The 16,839-nt window shown below is 46.9% G+C and carries 14 protein-coding genes and 3 pseudogenes; 5 read left to right on the top strand and 12 right to left on the bottom strand.

Annotated elements, in window-relative coordinates:
* Positions 1-1,064: 1,064 nt before the first annotated feature.
* Positions 1,065-1,616: an acyloxyacyl hydrolase gene (locus FJD32_RS22580; protein WP_007103156.1), complete on the bottom strand. Its 552-nt coding sequence runs from the start codon at positions 1,614-1,616 to the stop codon at positions 1,065-1,067.
* Between the two features lie 249 nt (positions 1,617-1,865).
* Between FJD32_RS22580 and FJD32_RS22575 the strand changes: the two genes are divergently transcribed.
* The 4 genes from FJD32_RS22575 (at position 1,866) to FJD32_RS22560 (ending at position 4,986) form a co-directional block, all read left to right on the top strand.
* The gene (locus FJD32_RS22575) at positions 1,866-2,486 is read left to right on the top strand and encodes a glutathione S-transferase (RefSeq protein WP_007103157.1); all 621 of its coding nucleotides are present in this window, start codon (positions 1,866-1,868) and stop codon (positions 2,484-2,486) included.
* A 47-nt stretch (positions 2,487-2,533) separates the two neighbouring features.
* Positions 2,534-3,202, top strand: a complete 669-nt coding sequence (locus FJD32_RS22570; protein ID WP_007103158.1) for a cupin domain-containing protein — start codon at positions 2,534-2,536, stop codon at positions 3,200-3,202.
* Between the two features lie 44 nt (positions 3,203-3,246).
* Positions 3,247-3,828, top strand: a complete 582-nt coding sequence (locus tag FJD32_RS22565; protein WP_140906981.1) for a TetR/AcrR family transcriptional regulator — start codon at positions 3,247-3,249, stop codon at positions 3,826-3,828.
* A gap of 75 nt (positions 3,829-3,903) precedes the next feature.
* Positions 3,904-4,986 (top strand): aldo/keto reductase, encoded by a 1,083-nt coding sequence (locus FJD32_RS22560; protein WP_140906982.1) that lies wholly within the window; start codon positions 3,904-3,906, stop codon positions 4,984-4,986.
* 107 nt (positions 4,987-5,093) lie between these two features.
* On the opposite strand, the gene FJD32_RS22555 is transcribed toward FJD32_RS22560, so the two are convergent.
* The 6 genes and pseudogenes from FJD32_RS22555 to FJD32_RS22530 all read right to left on the bottom strand — a co-directional run.
* On the bottom strand, positions 5,094-5,585 hold the full coding sequence (locus FJD32_RS22555; protein ID WP_008983531.1) for a PaaI family thioesterase: 492 nt from the start codon (positions 5,583-5,585) through the stop codon (positions 5,094-5,096).
* Positions 5,582-6,067 (bottom strand): PaaI family thioesterase, encoded by a 486-nt coding sequence (locus tag FJD32_RS22550; protein WP_008983532.1) that lies wholly within the window; start codon positions 6,065-6,067, stop codon positions 5,582-5,584. Before FJD32_RS22550 ends, FJD32_RS22555 begins: the two co-directional genes overlap by 4 nt.
* A gap of 292 nt (positions 6,068-6,359) precedes the next feature.
* Positions 6,360-7,628: an ISL3 family transposase gene (locus tag FJD32_RS22545; protein WP_007103163.1), complete on the bottom strand. Its 1,269-nt coding sequence runs from the start codon at positions 7,626-7,628 to the stop codon at positions 6,360-6,362.
* A gap of 4 nt (positions 7,629-7,632) precedes the next feature.
* Positions 7,633-9,072 (bottom strand): annotated as a pseudogene (locus FJD32_RS22540) (type I restriction endonuclease subunit R); the annotation flags it as partial.
* A 241-nt stretch (positions 9,073-9,313) separates the two neighbouring features.
* A complete protein-coding gene (locus tag FJD32_RS22535; RefSeq protein WP_048613855.1) occupies positions 9,314-11,071 on the bottom strand; it encodes a hypothetical protein in 1,758 nt (585 codons plus the stop codon).
* 392 nt (positions 11,072-11,463) lie between these two features.
* A pseudogene (locus FJD32_RS22530) lies at positions 11,464-11,634 on the bottom strand (GNAT family N-acetyltransferase); the annotation flags it as partial.
* A gap of 582 nt (positions 11,635-12,216) precedes the next feature.
* Between FJD32_RS22530 and ltrA the strand changes: the two are divergent.
* Positions 12,217-13,566, top strand: a pseudogene (ltrA, locus tag FJD32_RS22525) (group II intron reverse transcriptase/maturase).
* Positions 13,567-13,667: 101 nt separating this feature from the next.
* On the opposite strand, the gene FJD32_RS22520 reads toward ltrA, so the two are convergent.
* The 5 genes from FJD32_RS22520 to FJD32_RS22500 form a co-directional block, all read right to left on the bottom strand.
* Positions 13,668-14,093, bottom strand: a complete 426-nt coding sequence (locus FJD32_RS22520; protein ID WP_140906562.1) for a hypothetical protein — start codon at positions 14,091-14,093, stop codon at positions 13,668-13,670.
* Between the two features lie 1,167 nt (positions 14,094-15,260).
* On the bottom strand, positions 15,261-15,563 hold the full coding sequence (locus tag FJD32_RS22515) for a hypothetical protein (protein ID WP_140906561.1): 303 nt from the start codon (positions 15,561-15,563) through the stop codon (positions 15,261-15,263).
* Positions 15,564-15,572: 9 nt separating this feature from the next.
* Entirely contained in the window at positions 15,573-15,836 is a 264-nt protein-coding gene (locus tag FJD32_RS22510; RefSeq protein WP_240200025.1) for a hypothetical protein, read from the bottom strand.
* A gap of 6 nt (positions 15,837-15,842) precedes the next feature.
* The gene (locus tag FJD32_RS22505) at positions 15,843-16,385 is read right to left on the bottom strand and encodes a hypothetical protein (RefSeq protein ID WP_140906559.1); all 543 of its coding nucleotides are present in this window, start codon (positions 16,383-16,385) and stop codon (positions 15,843-15,845) included.
* A gap of 3 nt (positions 16,386-16,388) precedes the next feature.
* On the bottom strand, positions 16,389-16,839 hold a 451-nt coding region (locus FJD32_RS22500), incomplete at its 5' end, for a TraB/VirB10 family protein (protein WP_205403059.1).

Raw genomic sequence — 16,839 nt, 5'->3', positions numbered from 1 at the left:
ATAATGGGCAGTGTCAAATACCGAGTTAAAAACTGGTCTAAACACAATAAAGCCTTTAAATCTCGGAGCTCTGTAACTTTCTGGCGAGAAGAGAAAGCTACCGCTCAGTGGTAGCATGATCCACCGAACGGTGAAGATAAAGTTCCACGTCCCGCGGGTCCTGTAACGCACGTAGTTTTTGATGCTACGGGGCTGAAAGTTTTGGTGAAGGCGAATGGAAAGTCCACAAACACGCCTAGGAAAAGCGCCGTACCTGGCGTAAACGTTGAAAGCGAACAGGTAGTGTGCGAAGAAATCTCGCTAGTCAATGTTGGGGACAATGAGGTTCTCCAACCATGCTAAAAAGATGGAGCGGCAAAAGTAGGCAACGTTGTCAGTGACGGAGCCTACGACACACAAAATGCTACCGAGAAATCTCTCGTAAGAAGACAGTAACCCTATACCCCGGCGCCGCAATGTCAGGTACTGGTGTTGACAGCGTGGCAACTATCCGAGAAACGACGCAGTTAAGTTTTTGAAGCAAGGGCAGTTGGCGCAATGGAAGCATGTGTCAGCAACAATTCTAAATGTCCGGACATTTTAAGTTGGTGTTGACACATGGCACCGTCTCACCACCAGCGCTCATTAGTGGAATCCGCGATGTGGCGATTCAAAAGCTACAACGCGCAGGTAGGAGAGGACTAGTGCGAGTAGCCGTACTTAATAAATCAACCCGCCTTGGGATGCCTGTGAGGGAAATGGCGCGCTAACCCTATGAATAGGGAAAGGAGCCATTTTATCCTCGACATTGATGCGATAAACAAGGCCATTAAATATTCTCATGAGGTTGAGAATATGCAAGAAGAAACTAAAAATAATCCTTATGCATTAATAGTTTGTACTGACCAAAAATTATTTTAGCTCAAACTATTGACCGACAAATATCTTGACCGATTATGTGGTTCACGCGGCACTTAGCAAATATTTACCGAAACCAAAGGTGGTGTGAGAAGTGCAAAGTGAAAAGGGCTTCGAAAGCCATTTGCGGTAAACAACCTTACAATTTAATAGAACGTAACTCCCAATTAGAAGGTATTACTCCAAGTTAAACCGAAAAAATCGAGGCCATCATTAGGACTATCAATGTCTGCATTTGAATAGTGCACGTATGCCAGCGTTAATCGTGCATTTGAATAAGCCGAATACTGCCAACTTAACCCAATGCGGTCTTCAAACTGAAAACGCGTGGATAAACGTCGGTCGCCCAAGCGCGTGCCATCCAGATAACTGCCGCCAATACCGGCTTCCACATACAGCGGACGAGGCCCATCGGTAAGCTGCCATGCCAACACTGGGCTAATCGTCAACGCAAAAACATTATCTGAACGGTCATTGGAGTTTTGCCAATTGTTTAACGCACCTTCAATATGCAGCTTTGGACCTCCCAACCACGTCCAATCCTCCAATATTGACAGCCGGATATCAGTAACCCGGTACCCAACGCGTGCACCACGCAACTGATCCGTTGAGTACGAACCCGCCATATGCCACTCGTCCGCCTGTGCTGATGCTGAATTCATCAACCCCCAAAAACCAAAGACCATAGCCACAATTAATGCCAAAAATCCTTTGCTCATGCACCCTCCACTTTGCCTACAATCCGGCAGAGCATTCCAAACCAGAGATGAAATTATATATACATACGTAAATGTACGTAAATAGATCGGCAGCAACTACAACACGGTCTTCAACTCAAAATTGCCTGTGGGACTCCGTTTGACTCTTTGAAAGAAGCCAAAACGAGAGAATATAATAGCTTCTTGTCTAACTACCTATCAGAAGGTAGAATAATCATCAAATGGTTATTAATCAATAAAGGTGTTCCAATGAAAATTTATGAAACCACAGGGTTTCCGAACCCACTTCGCGTTCGCATCGCCCTTGCGGAAAAAGGTGCCACCAACAAAGTGATATTTGTCCCAGTAGATGTAATGGGTGGTGAACACAGAACCAGTGCTTTCAAGGCAAAAAACCCTGATGCCACCGTACCATTATTAGAGCTGGACGATGGCACCTGCATTGCGCATTGTAATGCTATAACCGAATACTTGGACGGTATCTTTGACGGACCATCCCTTACAGGCACGTCATCTAAAGAGCGTGCAGTTATCGCGATGATGAATATTCGTGCTGAATCCGGATTGATGAATGCGGTGGGCGCGTATTTTCACCACGCAACTCAGGGCCTAGGGCCCGATCTTGAGACATGGCAATGTCCTGACTGGGGTAGTAAGCAGAAAGAGGTCGCCCAGTTGACCATGACCTATCTCGACGGAGTACTCACAGAAAGTGACTTTGTCGCAGGTAATCGTTTCACGGTAGCGGATATCACAGCTTATGCTGGACTAGCATTTGCGGAGTTTGCCAAGGTTGAAATTCCCGAGAACCTACGCGCTCTTAGGGCCTGGCGTGACCGGGTAGCGGCCCGACCGTCGATTAATGGCTGATATTTGTATCTTATGGCTTGTCAGACAAATTAACAAAAGGACACAGCATGGAAATAAATGCAGATTTCACAAAATCCGTAGTTATTGATACCGACCAGCTGCTATGGCGTCCTTCGCCAGTGAAGGGGGTCGAGCGTAGAATGTTGGATCGCATTGGTGACGAGGTGGCTCGTGCCACCAGTATTGTGCGTTATGCGCCAGGCAGCCAGTTCTCTGCGCATACTCACGATGGTGGCGAGGAATTCATCGTACTTGACGGGGTGTTTCAGGACGAGCACGGGGATTATCCCACGGGAACCTATGTGCGGAATCCTCCGACGACATCTCATGTGCCCGGCTCTGCCGAGGGCTGTACAATTTTTGTCAAGCTCTGGCAGTTCGATCCTGAGGATCGAAATCAATTCAAAAAAAACATGGAAGCGGAACTGAATGCGTCAGTGGAGGGGGTTGCCACCTCGCTCCTACATGAGGACGGGCGAGAAGCGGTGACATTCCACAAGCTTGACTCCGGCGCTACTTTGAATTCTAACGCAGTCGGCGGGATTGAGATGCTAATACTGGACGGCGAAGTCATGATAAACGATGATATATTGAGTAAGAATGCTTGGCTGCGCCTACCCGAGGGAGAAGCGTTGTCAGCAAAAGCTGGGGGCCTTGGGGCGAAAATCTGGATGAAGACTGGGCACCTTCGGTTTGTCAGGGCCCCCGAGGTGTAATTGACCGGGGCCTAAACACTAACTACATCAACCATTAGATATTTATGAACCGTGATACAAGAACAACCCTGCTTGACATCGCAGAGTACAACGCTCGGTCAAGGGGCTTTGATGGGTTTAGCTATGCCGATCTTGCTGTAGCCGTTGGCATTAGAAAGGCTTCCATTCATTATCATTTTCCGACTAAGGCGGATCTATCCGATCATCTGATCGCTCGGTATCACACCAGTTTGAAAGAACGCCTAGCTGAAATAGAGAACGACCATCTTAGCGCTGACGAACGTCTGATGGCTCTCATCAGATTATACCGAGAGGCACTGAATGGAGGCCAAACTGTCTGCCTTTGCGTTGCGTTTTCAATATGCCGAGAACGCATTTCCGAAAAGGTTGTGATACGGGTTGGTGCGGTTCGAGCAATGCTGCTGAAATGGATTAAAAGCAATTTTGAACTGGGTCTGAAAGACAGGTCCATTTCGCTCATTACTGCTCCCGAAGAAGAAGCCTGTGCGACATTAGCAATGTTGGAAGGAGCTCACCTAGCGGCTCGCACAGCACAAGACACGGCGCCGTTTGATGCTGCAATACAAATGTTGCTGGGTAGATGCCAAAGTGCTTCGAAAGAATAATTCATTTGCATCTTAATTGTAATGAAGATACACGACAACGAGTCGGGACATTAACCTGTTATTAAGGGGTGTAACATGACTACTGATAAAATACCGAGATTCGAGCAAGATCATATACGCTACAAAGCTCTAGGAAATTCTGGACTGATGGTCTCTGAACTTTGTCTTGGAACCATGACCTTCGGTGGTAACGAAGACATTTGGGGTCTAATTGGGCAATTACGACAGGAGCAGGCTGACGAGCTTGTAAGAATAGCTCTACAGGCCGGCATCAATTTCATTGATACGGCAAATATATATGGTCTCGGCGCCAGTGAGCGCATCGTCGGCCAATCTTTGAAAAAACTCGATGTTCGCCGAGAAGACGTTGTTTTGGCTACCAAGGTACTCGGTCCTATGGGAGATGGACCTAACGCTCGTGGAGCGTCCCGTGGCCACATCATGACCGAATGTAAGGCAAGCTTGACGCGCTTGCAGACCGATTACATTGACTTATACCAGATCCATGGCTTTGATCCGGCCACTCCAATCGAAGAAACGCTGGAGGCACTCAACACCCTGGTACAACAGGGGTATGTGCGTTATGTAGGCTTGTCCAACTGGGCCGCTTGGCAGGTCATGAAAGCCATCGGTATTAGCCAGGCCCGAAATCTGTGCCCAGTGACGTCGCTGCAGGCCTACTATACCCTAGTTGGCCGCGACCTGGAGCGGGAAGTTATCCCCATGCTATCGTCGGAAAAGGTAGGGTTGATGGTGTGGAGTCCACTAGCCGGTGGTTATCTTTCCGGCAAATACGAAGGTCCTGACGTGTCCGAGGAGAACCGTCGTGCCAAATTCGATTTTCCTCCAGTTAACCGTGAACGGGGCAGAGACATTATAAAAGTAATGCGTGAGGTGGCCGACGGAAAGCAGATTGACGGAGAACCGGTCAGTGTGGCTCAAATTGCACTAGCCTGGTTACTTCACCAAGAGTCTGTCTCCAGTATTATCGTTGGTGCCAAGCGACCAGAGCAGCTGAAAGCCAATATCCGGGCCGCACAGATCCGATTCTCTGATGACGAGCGTAAAGCTCTGGACGAGGTGAGTCGTATACCGGAGGAGTACCCGGGCTGGATGATGGAAATGATGGCCGGGTACCGAAATTCTTCTAAGTTCTGAATTCGATCGTGACCCTCTGCACACAATTCGCTGCGTCCTAGCGGCGCAGCGGTTCAATGATGAAAATCGTGAGCGACCAGAATTCGCAGTGTTCAGGATTGAAGCCCTTATGAGTCATGAAGTTCTTCTTGTTCGGCGGCGATTGTCGGGAGTAACAACTGAACCTGACCACTAGCGATCGGTTTGCTTTTATCGTTCTGCCAGCAGGTCACACTGACCAAGCTGGACCGCCTGCCTTGCCGAACAATTTCTGCGCTCGCGAAAGTCGATTGGGCCTTCGCGGAACGAAGATAGTTTACGTGGCTGTCGATGATACGCGGGCAACGTTTATCTCTATCTTTGCTCTGTGCAGCCACCCGAGCGGTGAGTTCAATCAGGGCTCCAACTACACCTCCATGGAGGGCTGGTAGCATGAAGTTGCCAATCAGCGTTTCATTACACGGCAAGTAAACCAATACAACTGCATCACCGCACTGTACCTGAAGTCCAAGGTGCTGTGCGTAGGGAATACGCTCCAACAGAGCTTTCCAGTCAGCACATTTCTCCCTACTTTCTGCAGCGCGCGATCTTTGTTGTGCCAAATCATCTGTCTTACTCATACGCTGTTCTTCTTTAATCCATCTGAGTGGAATTGCTGTCCATGAGTGTTTCTCATGAAGGTGGCCTTTGCCGTAGCCAATAATTCGCTATCAGCCTCGCAGAAAATGTCGCAATCAATGAACGCGACCTGGTCTGTTAAATGACGACAGGTAGCTACAGCCAACAGGGCTCGGTCGCCGTTGGCAGGCCGCAAATAATCCATGCGCAGATCCAGCGTAGCAATGGGCATCAACTCCATGGCCCCTGCAATTACGGCCAAGCCTCCGGCGGAGTCTGCCAGCGAATAAAGTAAGCTGGTGCAGATTTCTTTCGTATCCTCTTGCGCGAACATCCATGACTGTGGAGTCAGACGCATACGGACCTGGTCTCGGTCTACCGAGACGACCTGAATGCCGAGAGCTCTAGCGTGAGGAACCTGCTCAGTGAACTGGCACGCAGCCGTAACAACATGACTGTGCTGGAGTCTGCTTAGCTCGTTCATCAAAGCTGCCCAGCTAGGTATGTATTTCTTGCAGGCGCGGAAGTTTTGGAGATCAGTTGAATTCTATAGGTCATGAAGATAGCGTTCTCTTGTGGATAACGTTGTTTACGGATTCTGGTTGGTTAACTGATCAAAAGTCAAACACTTTGTTGAACTAAACGGAATGGGACCGGCGCAATGGCGTACGGTCATTGCAACGAGCCTTACCGCAAGCTTATCGTCAAAATGCGTTGTAAACTGATCCTGAAACGAGTTTCTAAGTTTGGCAATGTCCATGTGCTTTCATATTCTTTTAGTCGAGTTCACCGCTCTCTGCCTGCTTTAGCAACGTTGGAATATGCGGACCATACTCGACCTTACCTCTGCCTGTACGGATGCCACTACCAACCTTGCGAGCTTCACCTGAATACAGCGTTTTTGCGCGAATGATGTCGTAACTGTAACCACGGCCGAGTCGGTTCGACATTTTTATCAAACCATTCAACCCTTCGGTATAAGCATTCGTGATAGGGAACGGTGCATCCCAGTACGCAAAAATATCGTGATAGTGGTTATGGACCGTTTTCACCAGCTTTTTGAAAGGCTCCATGCCATGAGGAGGGAGGCTGTTTTCCCAAGCTTCAAATGCGTTTTGCGCTTTTTGTTTGTCTGGCTCATCGTAGATCCCAAAAAAGCTTTCCTTGAAATCGTATGCTATTGCCAGCTCAGGAATAGCTTGGCGCACGACAGCCAACGCATTTTGCTCCGCAGGCGATAGATTCCCGGGTCGTTTAAGTGTAAGCCAGCGGATCGACTTTTTGACGTGAATGCGCTGCTCTCTACTCAATTGAGCTTGGTATTTTTTACGCTCCTCTTCTAACGCTTCTGAGGCCATCTTCACAACATGAAATTTGTCGATAACGAGCTTTGCGTTTGGCAGGTACTGGGAAAACGAACGTTTAAACGGTCGCCACATATCCGTACAAACCCATTCAACCTTTTCTCTGTCGGGGAGGTCTTTGAAGAAGGGCTTGAGGTGGTCTTGTGTACGGTGCTCCAGCATGTCAAAAACGTTATTGGTTGCCAAGTTGGTAATGACACAACGATAACCACCTGCAAGGTTTACTTCATCAATTCCCATAATGATTGGGGTTTCATAGCGAACCGTTTGTTCGAGCTCCTGAATTAAATCGTGGGCGATATTTTTGACGGTATTAACGGCAACCCCTGTCTGGTCGGCCAAAGCGCGAAAGGTGGTACTCAGGCATTGCTGACGGATAACATCAACCAAACGCTTGGTAGCACGGCGCTTATCGTCGAGAAAGCTAAGTTCAGGCATGGCCATCTTGCCGCAGGATTCGCAGCGAAAACGAGGTCGTTTAATTTCAAGTCGAACAGGCTCCATATACAAAGGCGTGTCAGAGAATTTATTGACGCGTGTACCGTGCTTGTGCATTGGGATATCGCAGGCGGTGCACATTGGCACGTCAATAACATCAGGCTCAGCCACTATAATTAGCGCTTTGCTTTCTTTGTACATATCTACTGGCTTAATGCCCGGCAAATTCAGCAAATCAAGCATCAAGCTAGTCCATGTCCAAATCTATGTTTTTGTTTTCACGCAGCATGTCATAGACAACATCGACGAGCGCAATCATGCCTTGGCGGTCTGACTTGAGAACCTGCGTGGCCAGCTTCTGGTGGCTCGATAAAGCACGAACGACCGCTTGTTGCACCGCTCCCGGAAGATTTCCCTTTAACGCCTGCTCTCGCGAGTTACTCTCGACCTGAGCCATAACAACATCGCTTTCACCTGCTATGGATTTTATCTGGTTGACGAATGCCACCTGATCTTGAATCGGTGTTGCTTCCCCAAAGAGGCTATTAAGCCTGTCGATGATCTCTTTAACGAACTTCGGCTTGTCGCCTGTCACGCCACCGCCGCCGGGGCCGACTGGTTTAAGTACGGGGGCATTACTATCTTCGTCAACAGCGTCGGAGCGGGCTTTGATATCAAACCCTGTCAGCACCAAGCCTGTTAAATCAACAGTTTCGGGCGCTTCATGCATTATTCGCTTCTGAAGCAGCTTTGCAAAAGCCGCAAAATTCTCTAATTCAGGATCACCAAAGTCTATCAATTGCGCAATATAAGAATAGGTTCGACAAAAGCGCCCAAGGTCGGATTTAAAGCCCATTAACGTCTTAATTTGCTCTGCGTATTCCTCTTGATGGTGATCAGCAGACTTCATACCCGCTTCATCGCCTTTTGCGTGAGCCTTTTGGAAAGCGGCTTCCCATGTAGACATGCCATCACGAAGCATCTTCATTTTGTCGTTATAGAGGTTCGTCGCATCGCTGGTCGCTGCATACAGGGCTTTGTGCTGTGGTGATTTTGTGTGTGTAATATCCCGTATGGTTTTGAACCGAGCCTCTTTGAACGCGGCTAAGTCCTTTTCATCGTACAGGCTGTGTTCATCGAGGCGCTCTTTGATCTCATACACCACATTCAGATTCTGGATTTCATCAATTTTTGCCCCTTGGTCATAGGTCTCAAAAGCCATACGAACGTTCTCTGGGTCATTTACAAAGTCGATGATAAACACCTCATCCTTGCCCGGTGCCATGCGGTTAAGACGAGCGAAGGTCTGCACAATCTCTACGTGGTTGGCTATTTTTTTATCCACATACATAGCGACCAACTTGGGTTGGTCAAAACCCGTTTGGAACTTATCGGCCACTAACATGACGCGATACTCGGGCCTGTCAAATGCAAAGCGTAAGTCTTGTCCCTGAGCGCTTGGGTTCATTGACGATTCGGTGAACTCTTCGTTTTCATCACAAACGAAAATGTCATCCCCCAACAACCCATCATCTTGATGCATGACCTGTTTGCCCATCATCTTGCCTGAAAAGGCCACCAGTGAGTGAATGAAGCCATACTCACTGTGTTGCTCTATGTATCGGTCGAACGCCTTCTTATAGCGTATAGCGGCTGCACGAGAGCTGGTTACGACCACTGCCTCACTTGCACTTTGGGGTAAACTGAAAATACATTCACGTTACTCGATTTGGAACTGTCGGTAAATTCTTACCTTTATTTCTAGGTTGCTTTTGTCCCGTAGCGAAAGACCGCGGACGAACCAACACTATTTCAACGAAAAAAGAAAACCACTGCTAGTTCTTCAACATCAGGTGTGAATGAAATTGAGTAATTCACCTCTAAAATGATCGCTTACAGGGCAAAAAACTTTGCCCTTACATTGAAAACTATGACTGTATGGGCATAGCATAGGCAAGTTCATGAACTAATTGTCTAAACAACGATTCTTTGCCCTCTGGGATAATTAACTGGTCTTTTCCTACGCGTTGGCACAATTTCTGTAATTTAGGTGCTGACGCTATGTTCTTTGCTATCGACTCGGTATCGCATTTCAAAAGTAAAAAACGCCCCTCTAATCGTACTGCATTCTTATTGCTCTCTAACGTTTTGAAGAGGTGCTCAATTTGAGTCGGGAAATATGGTTGTTCATCTCTTTCAGATAGGAAAGATTGTATTTCTTCTAAGTCACCACCATTTTCGAGGTGTGAGAGTATCTTGCTTGTGCATAGCTGCCAGACTTGGTCGGTAGCTTCATCCGCATAATTAGTAAGAAATACTCGCTCACTTGTAGTGGGTGGCTGCATAAACTGAACACGATACTTCGGCAATAATGCGATCGATGTTTTCGTTGATTCGGATACATCGATGTAGGTATCAACCACTCCAAGCACATAGGCTCCGAGCTTTGTAAGCCTGATATATTTTAAACCATCATAAATGGACAAATAATCTAGGTCATATTGCCCCCAACGGTCATAGTAATTATCTTGAGCGCCCTCCGGCGTTACGTAAGCTATGTCGACGATCCCTAGAGTTGCGAAATACTCCATAATTAAACAGCGAGAGTAAGCATTAGTAAGAAAGGTACCGTCATGAATGCGGCCATACGTGGAATCACCAATATACAAGCTATAGGGTTCAAACGTAATATTAAAGAATTGCCCCTCAACCGCCATTAATCTCAGATAGTCATCAAAAGAGACCCATTCTTCAGGTGGGCAAGATCGCAATGTTTCTATACAAGCATCCCTGCGGCTCAGAACATTGGTAAAATATTTCTGACCTTTTCCTTTTTGCCCTTTAATCTGATTGATACGTGAGAACTCGTCAAATTTGCTTCGATCTTTCCAGTCCAAGAAAAGCTGTTTAATGACGTCACAATGTCGTTGTTGAAGAGCGGCTTTTTTTAGGTTGATTTGCAATTCGCCCTTTGTCTCTTTGAACCATAGAGCAGCTCTTAGAATTTGAATCCAACCAAAAGCCTTTATACTTTTCGCTGATTCGTCATCAAGTGATGTTACCTTTTGATACGGTTCATTGAGTTGGTTGCACAGTTGGTTGAGCAATGTTTTAGAAGGCAGCCCAGTTTTCGGACTGACTTTTAACTTCTTAACCTTAATAGTGTTAAGAAGAACGTTAAGCTCCGCTTCCGTGTATTGTGGGGTTTCTGACGTTTCAATCTCGTCACCATCGACAATTGCCGTTGGCACAGAGAAATGTGGTGGCAATGGAACATGAGGTTTCAAAAAAGCTAATAGGTCATTAGGTATTCTGCGTGAAGATCCGTAACGGCGGTCAGGATAAAAGAACGGAGATAAAGCTTTGTCACCGTTATCTTTATCTCGACTTCGATACAACGACCAGTCTTCTGTACTAGGTGGTTCTTTTTGATATTTTGACCAGAATACGAAACCGTCCATATAACCTGCTTGATTGTGAACGGCCTCTTGCAAAGCAAGCTTCTGAACCTCTGAGAGGTGGTTCCAAATTAGCTGTAGGTTGTCTGGGTTCATCAATGCATTAAAGAGTACACTTGCAACTTCTGCTTTGCGACTGGGGATAGCACAAGAAAAGGGTAATGACTTGATACGAAACTTCAGGTCATCGACGGTGCTGTAATCAATAAGGTTTTGAAAATTATCCATGCTGTTACTAGCTCTCTTGATATCTTCAGGAGATTTTATACTACCCCCCTTAGCTCTTCTTCCTTATTTTCGAAAAAGCGTACTTTGCATGGCTTAAATAAATGCAAATTCAATGGAAAGTGTGATTTTGCTAAGGCACTTTTGTCCCGAAGCGACTTACCAATCCAATTAAAATTTCACTCTCACCGCATAACTATTATTAACGTCACATGAGTTATATTTGGGTAAATTGCGACTGATTGAAATCGCAAATTTGTTAGACGAAACCAATAATGGGGCAAAAATGTGCTAACTCTTAATCCGCACATTCACCAAAAGAGCCAAAAAATATCAAACTATTATATAAATGATCAAACATTATTAAGAATTATCAAACTATTATATAAACGCACAACAGGCTTATCGTTCTGATAGATAGCTCTGCAGGTATGCCCTTGGCAGTAATGTGATTCAACCAAAGACCACATATTGCTCGCAACATATTCCTGTTGCTCATCCGTGACATCTAAGTCACATACGTCTTCATAATTTGAACTTGTAATCTCTTCCAATGTAATACTCATGACTTTCCTTAGCTCTAACGCTTCAAGAACCGGTGCGGCTTGCCGCATCCGGGTTACTTGACTTGTGTACGCCCAGCATGGGCATGAACTAATGAGGTGAAAGTCCTCTGTAGGAAGGTCACCGTTCAATAACATGCTGTTATTAAACGTTAACTACTAGCGAATGGCAAGGGCTTATCCGCGAGGATTGGTCTGAAGGAAGCCGCTAGCAAATTTGCGAGCTGATGAACAAGAACATCATATGAGGCGTAGGCTAGAGGTGAGTTGGCACAAGACGACGAAACCACGTGATCTAATGGCCACCGTAAATGATGCAGCAGTGCAAAGAAAGTTCATGTTCTTATCTGGGGAGATCTGCTTAACACGCGATCGGTCAATAACCAGTAAGGCTCTGGTCTATTAAGTGCCTTGGCTTTTCAATCTCATCGACTGAAAAGAGCGAACCAGATGAAAACCGATAGCGCATGACGGGGTAACTCGGTATGTGATTAAGCAGAAGTCAGCAGACGGCATAGTAGCCCAACGCCCATCGTAATGGTTGGGATATGGTGAAGGCCTGAACATTTAGAAGAAGGAGGAGTCTTGTCAAACTTGTCGATACCCACTACGTCGCCAGACGATTACTATCGGCAGCGTATTGATATGCAACCGGCCTTCAACAGCGATTTATTCCAACAACTACTCGAACCTGAAAATCTACACCGAGCTTGGCGTCAAGTTAAAGCCAATAAAGGCGCGGCTGGCATCGATGGCATGACTATCGAAGCCTTCCCGCTTTGGATGCAACAAGGCGGTTGGCAACGGTGTAAATCTCTACTGGAACGAGGTGAATATAACCCTTCAGCAGTCAGACGCGTAGAGATCGACAAACCCGATGGAGGTAAACGCAAACTGGGTATCCCTAACGTCATTGATCGTGTGATACAGCAAGCTATTGCTCAAATTCTCACGCCGTTGTTTGCCCCTTTCTTCTCGGCTAATAGCTTCGGCTTTAGACCGAATAGGAATGCCAAACAAGCGGTCTTGTAAGTCAGAGATATCATCAAACAGAAGCGCAAATTTGTCGTCGATGTTGATCTGTCCAAGTTCTTTGATCGAGTAAATCACGACCTGTTGATGACTCAATTGAGGATCAAGGTACAGGATAAGCGTCTGCTGGCGCTTATTGGTAAATACCTGCGAGCTGGTGTGATGGTCAACGACCAATTTGAAGCAAGCTTCGAAGGCGTGCCTCAAGGCGGCCCACTCTCGCCATTACTCTCTAACATTATGTTGGACAGTCTTGATAAAGAGCTGGAAAGCCGAGGGCACAAATTCGCCCGCTACGCGGACGACTTTATCATTTTGGTAAAATCTATTCGAGCGGGAGAGCGGGTACTCAAGAGTATTACTCGCTACCTTGCCACTAAGCTAAAACTGGTTGTTAATGAACAGAAAAGCCAAGTGGTAGAGGTAGGTCAAAGCAAGTTCCTCGGTTTTACCTTTAACCGCGGGAAGATCCAGTGGCATGCTAAAACATTACACATTTTTAAACAAAAGATGAAACGCCTGACGAACCGAAATTGGGGCGTGAGTATGAGTTATCAGCTGTTTAAAGTACGGCAATACATGCAAGGCTGGATCAACTACTTTGGCATAGCCAACGCTTATCAAGGGTGTGTCGATTTAGACCATTGGATCCGTCGTCGAGTGCGTATGTGCTACTGGCGTCAGTGGCGAAAACCGCGGACTAAGGTACAAAACTTACTTAAACGTGGCGTCAGGATCCAAGCTGCCGTTGCTTGTGGGATCACAAGTAAAGGCCCATGGCGGAGCTCGAAAACACCAGGAATACAGCAAGCGCTGAGTAATGAGTATCTTAAGAAAGCAGGATTGTATTCACTGAGAGATGGATGGATCGCGGTTCACTATCCGAACCAGAAAACAGGTTAGGCGTTCTAAATGAACCGCCCTGTGCGGAGCCGCATGCAGGGTGGTGTGGGGGCTGGAGGCTAGATATCTCCGGCTACCCGATTACACGTATTTGCTGAGACTCATTTATTTAACATTTCCGCTAAAAATGAATCTTTACCGAGCGAATTAATAAGATCTTCTTTTGCTTTGCTCTTTGTTTTTACCGTCAGCATGGTTTCATCTTTCATCCAGCGCTGAACACATACACTGTATTCCTTGCCACCGACAACCATGCCGAAGATGAGGCAGTCATCCTCTGGATCGTTTTTATATCGAGACATTGAAGCTCCGTGCTCTGCGGCAAAACTTTTAGCTGCCTCATAGTAAAGGTGCTTGAGAATAGCTACTTCTTGCCCAGATGCTATCAATCGCTGAATCTCGAACATGATGACTCGATTTCGCCGTTTCTCTTTAGTCAACACCAAATAAACGACATATGCGGCAAGTGCAAACCAGCCTGGAGGGAAAAATATCGAGATGATAATTAGTGCAATAACTACAAGCATTGTGGCTCCTTTGTTTTTACGTGTAACGCTATGCTCACCGGGTAAATTTTCGATGGCGGCTTTTGTGCGGATCCATGCACAAAAGATGACAGCGGAAATTTATCCGGTGCAGCTGATTGTTATGTGCCTATTACTAGCGACACACTCTTGGACAGTTTTCTCCTGTACCACCAGGGCCTGAGTAGCACGGCCCGCCGGGGCCAGAGTAGCAAGGACCACCCGGACCATCATATGCGGGCCCACCGGGGCCATCGTAAGAAGGACCTCCTGGCCCGGAGTATCTGGCGCCCCCTGGGCCATCATAAGCATCACCTCCGGGTCCAGAGTATTCGGAACCTCCGGGGCCGTCATAACATGCACCACCTGGACCGGAGTATGCGGGACCGCCTGGGCCATCGTATGCCGGACCACCAGGCCCTGCATAACACGGGCCGCCTGGACCTGCGTAGCCTTTACAGTTACAGGGATCTATTGCGGCTGCCGGTAGAGATAGCAAAAAAAATGTGGCTGCAATAATAATTCTTTTCATCATCCGACCTCACTCTGTTCTGGCTGCACATAACATTTTATTAGTGCGCATGTGCGTTTACCTCGTTGGACCAGTGAAAACGCGCACAGTTAACTACCTGTATGCAAAGAACTTATCAGCTTTCTATCAAATACACCATCTGGAAAAACGCGCATGCGCGTTTTCCAAACCTATTAACTAATTTTGGAAAAGTATATATAAATGATTTTAAAGAGTTTTGTTAATTTTAGGCTGGATAAACGCGCAAACTAATGAGTGTAAAAACACTCAAAAACATCTAAATTTAAATATGACTGTATACCCATCCAGTTCCGCTTATTCATGAAGACTCACTAAAAATAAGGTTCATCGATAAGAACTGTTAGGGCAAATAGTTCGTCAATTTTCGATTCACTAAATAAATGCTAGCAAGCTTTGGGGCAAAAATGTGCTAACTCTTAATCCGCACATTCACCAAAAGAGCCAAAAAATATCAAACTATTATATAAATGATCAAACATTATTAAGAATTATCAAACTATTATATAAACGCACAACACCGATAAGGCCTTGGAGGTTTCCGGCATCCCAGGCATAAACAAAGGCTGGTCGAGTTGAATAAAAGATGTTGCTACGTCCATGATTTCCTTCTGATAACGTCAAATAGGTGTTGAGCTAACCCGTATTGGGTGATGTTGATAGGATTTAGCCAGTAAGCGGCTAATGCCCTTGGCCAGTTTTATTTCCCCTAAGCCCATAGCCTGCCAATAAAGGCAGTCAAGCGCCCCTAAGCAAAGCGCGATTTTATAGATCTCTTGTGACCGCTCAACGGCACGAGTTAACTCTGATTTGCTCGCGCTAAAGTGCCGACGTAAATGAACACGGATGGGACGCTGTTGGCGTAAGCCCATAACATTTTCGTCATCGCCGGTGATTTTTTTGGCTGCTTTCTTACTGGCCATACATCCTGCCTAACTGTGCTTTTGGGTGAGCAGTGACAATATGGTGCGCCTGATTGATTCAGTCTCACCAAATGTCGTTGGAATTGGGCAACGCAGAAGGGACTGCGCTGCCTCGAGGTGTTGCTGGATATTATCTGCGTTAATCTCAAATATGTTGATGGCTAATCGCAGTGAGTTTGGGAGCTCACCCAGATTGTGAGTCTCAATAATCTGGGCTAGCTGGTTTTGTTCACTAGCTGCCAACAACGCTTGAGCGATTTCCATGTCAGCCATAAACAATTAATTCCCGGCCATCTGAAGCAGCTGCTGTGGCGATGGCGGTACTTTGCCTTCGTCTTGGTATTCGCTACGAATTTGCTTAATGCGGAGCAACACCTCTGCTCTTGGGATGTCCATTTTGAACTCTTCAGGAATGCGCAGCGTCATACTGCTATCGATGACGAGGTATCCCATGTCAAAGTAGAGCTGTCCCAGTTCTTGAGCCGCCGAGCTTAAATCCGCTTGGTTGACCGATTCCTTTGACCATTGCTGAAACATCTCACCTAAATCTGCTACTACGATTTTGGATTGAGTATTGGTTTGTTCGGCGCTTACACCCGTGCCAAAGAAGCTCATGCCAAATTTCATCACGCCAAATAGCAGCACTAGGCCTGCCATCACCATGATCATTTTGACGGGGGACAAGCCCTGCGGAGCCGCGGGTGTCGCTGGCGTTGGCCCAGCGACGGATTGTGCAACCTCAGCGGGAGCGGCTTGCTCTGGCTCAGCCAGAGCGCCGATAGTCGGTTCCAATTTTTCAGAATTTACGTTTTCGGTTGTCATTGCTTAACCCTTATATTTGAGGCTAACACCGCGTTGAACAATGAGGTCAACACCTTCAATACCGCCGTGCATTTCCAGATACGGTCTGGCTTCGTCGGCTAACTGCAGGTAGAAGTCAGCAATCTTGTCGAATGCGGTACTTGAGCCACCAGCAAGTGAGCTGGTCGCCGTGTTTTTGAAATAGGTGCCGTCATAAACCACATCACCAGACACTCGATTGGTCGCGGCTTGTGTGAGGGTTTGGGCGCCAGTGCCATAGATGCCTGCCCAGAAGGATTGCTTCACCACTTCACCGTAGAGTGTTACTAACTTGGCTGGGATACCGCTATGACCGTCTTGGCCTTGCACTGCGGCAATGAACGGCTGCTCAATCGCACGACCTCTCTGGTCGATACAGCTGATACTCTCAGCGCGGATTTCGACACGACGGGTACTGGCACTACCACGGGCCGCG

The organism is Shewanella sp. LC6 (genome assembly GCF_006385735.2).
In the GTDB taxonomy this organism is placed as follows: domain Bacteria; phylum Pseudomonadota; class Gammaproteobacteria; order Enterobacterales; family Shewanellaceae; genus Shewanella; species Shewanella xiamenensis.
This window is presented reverse-complemented; position numbering and strand designations above follow the sequence as displayed.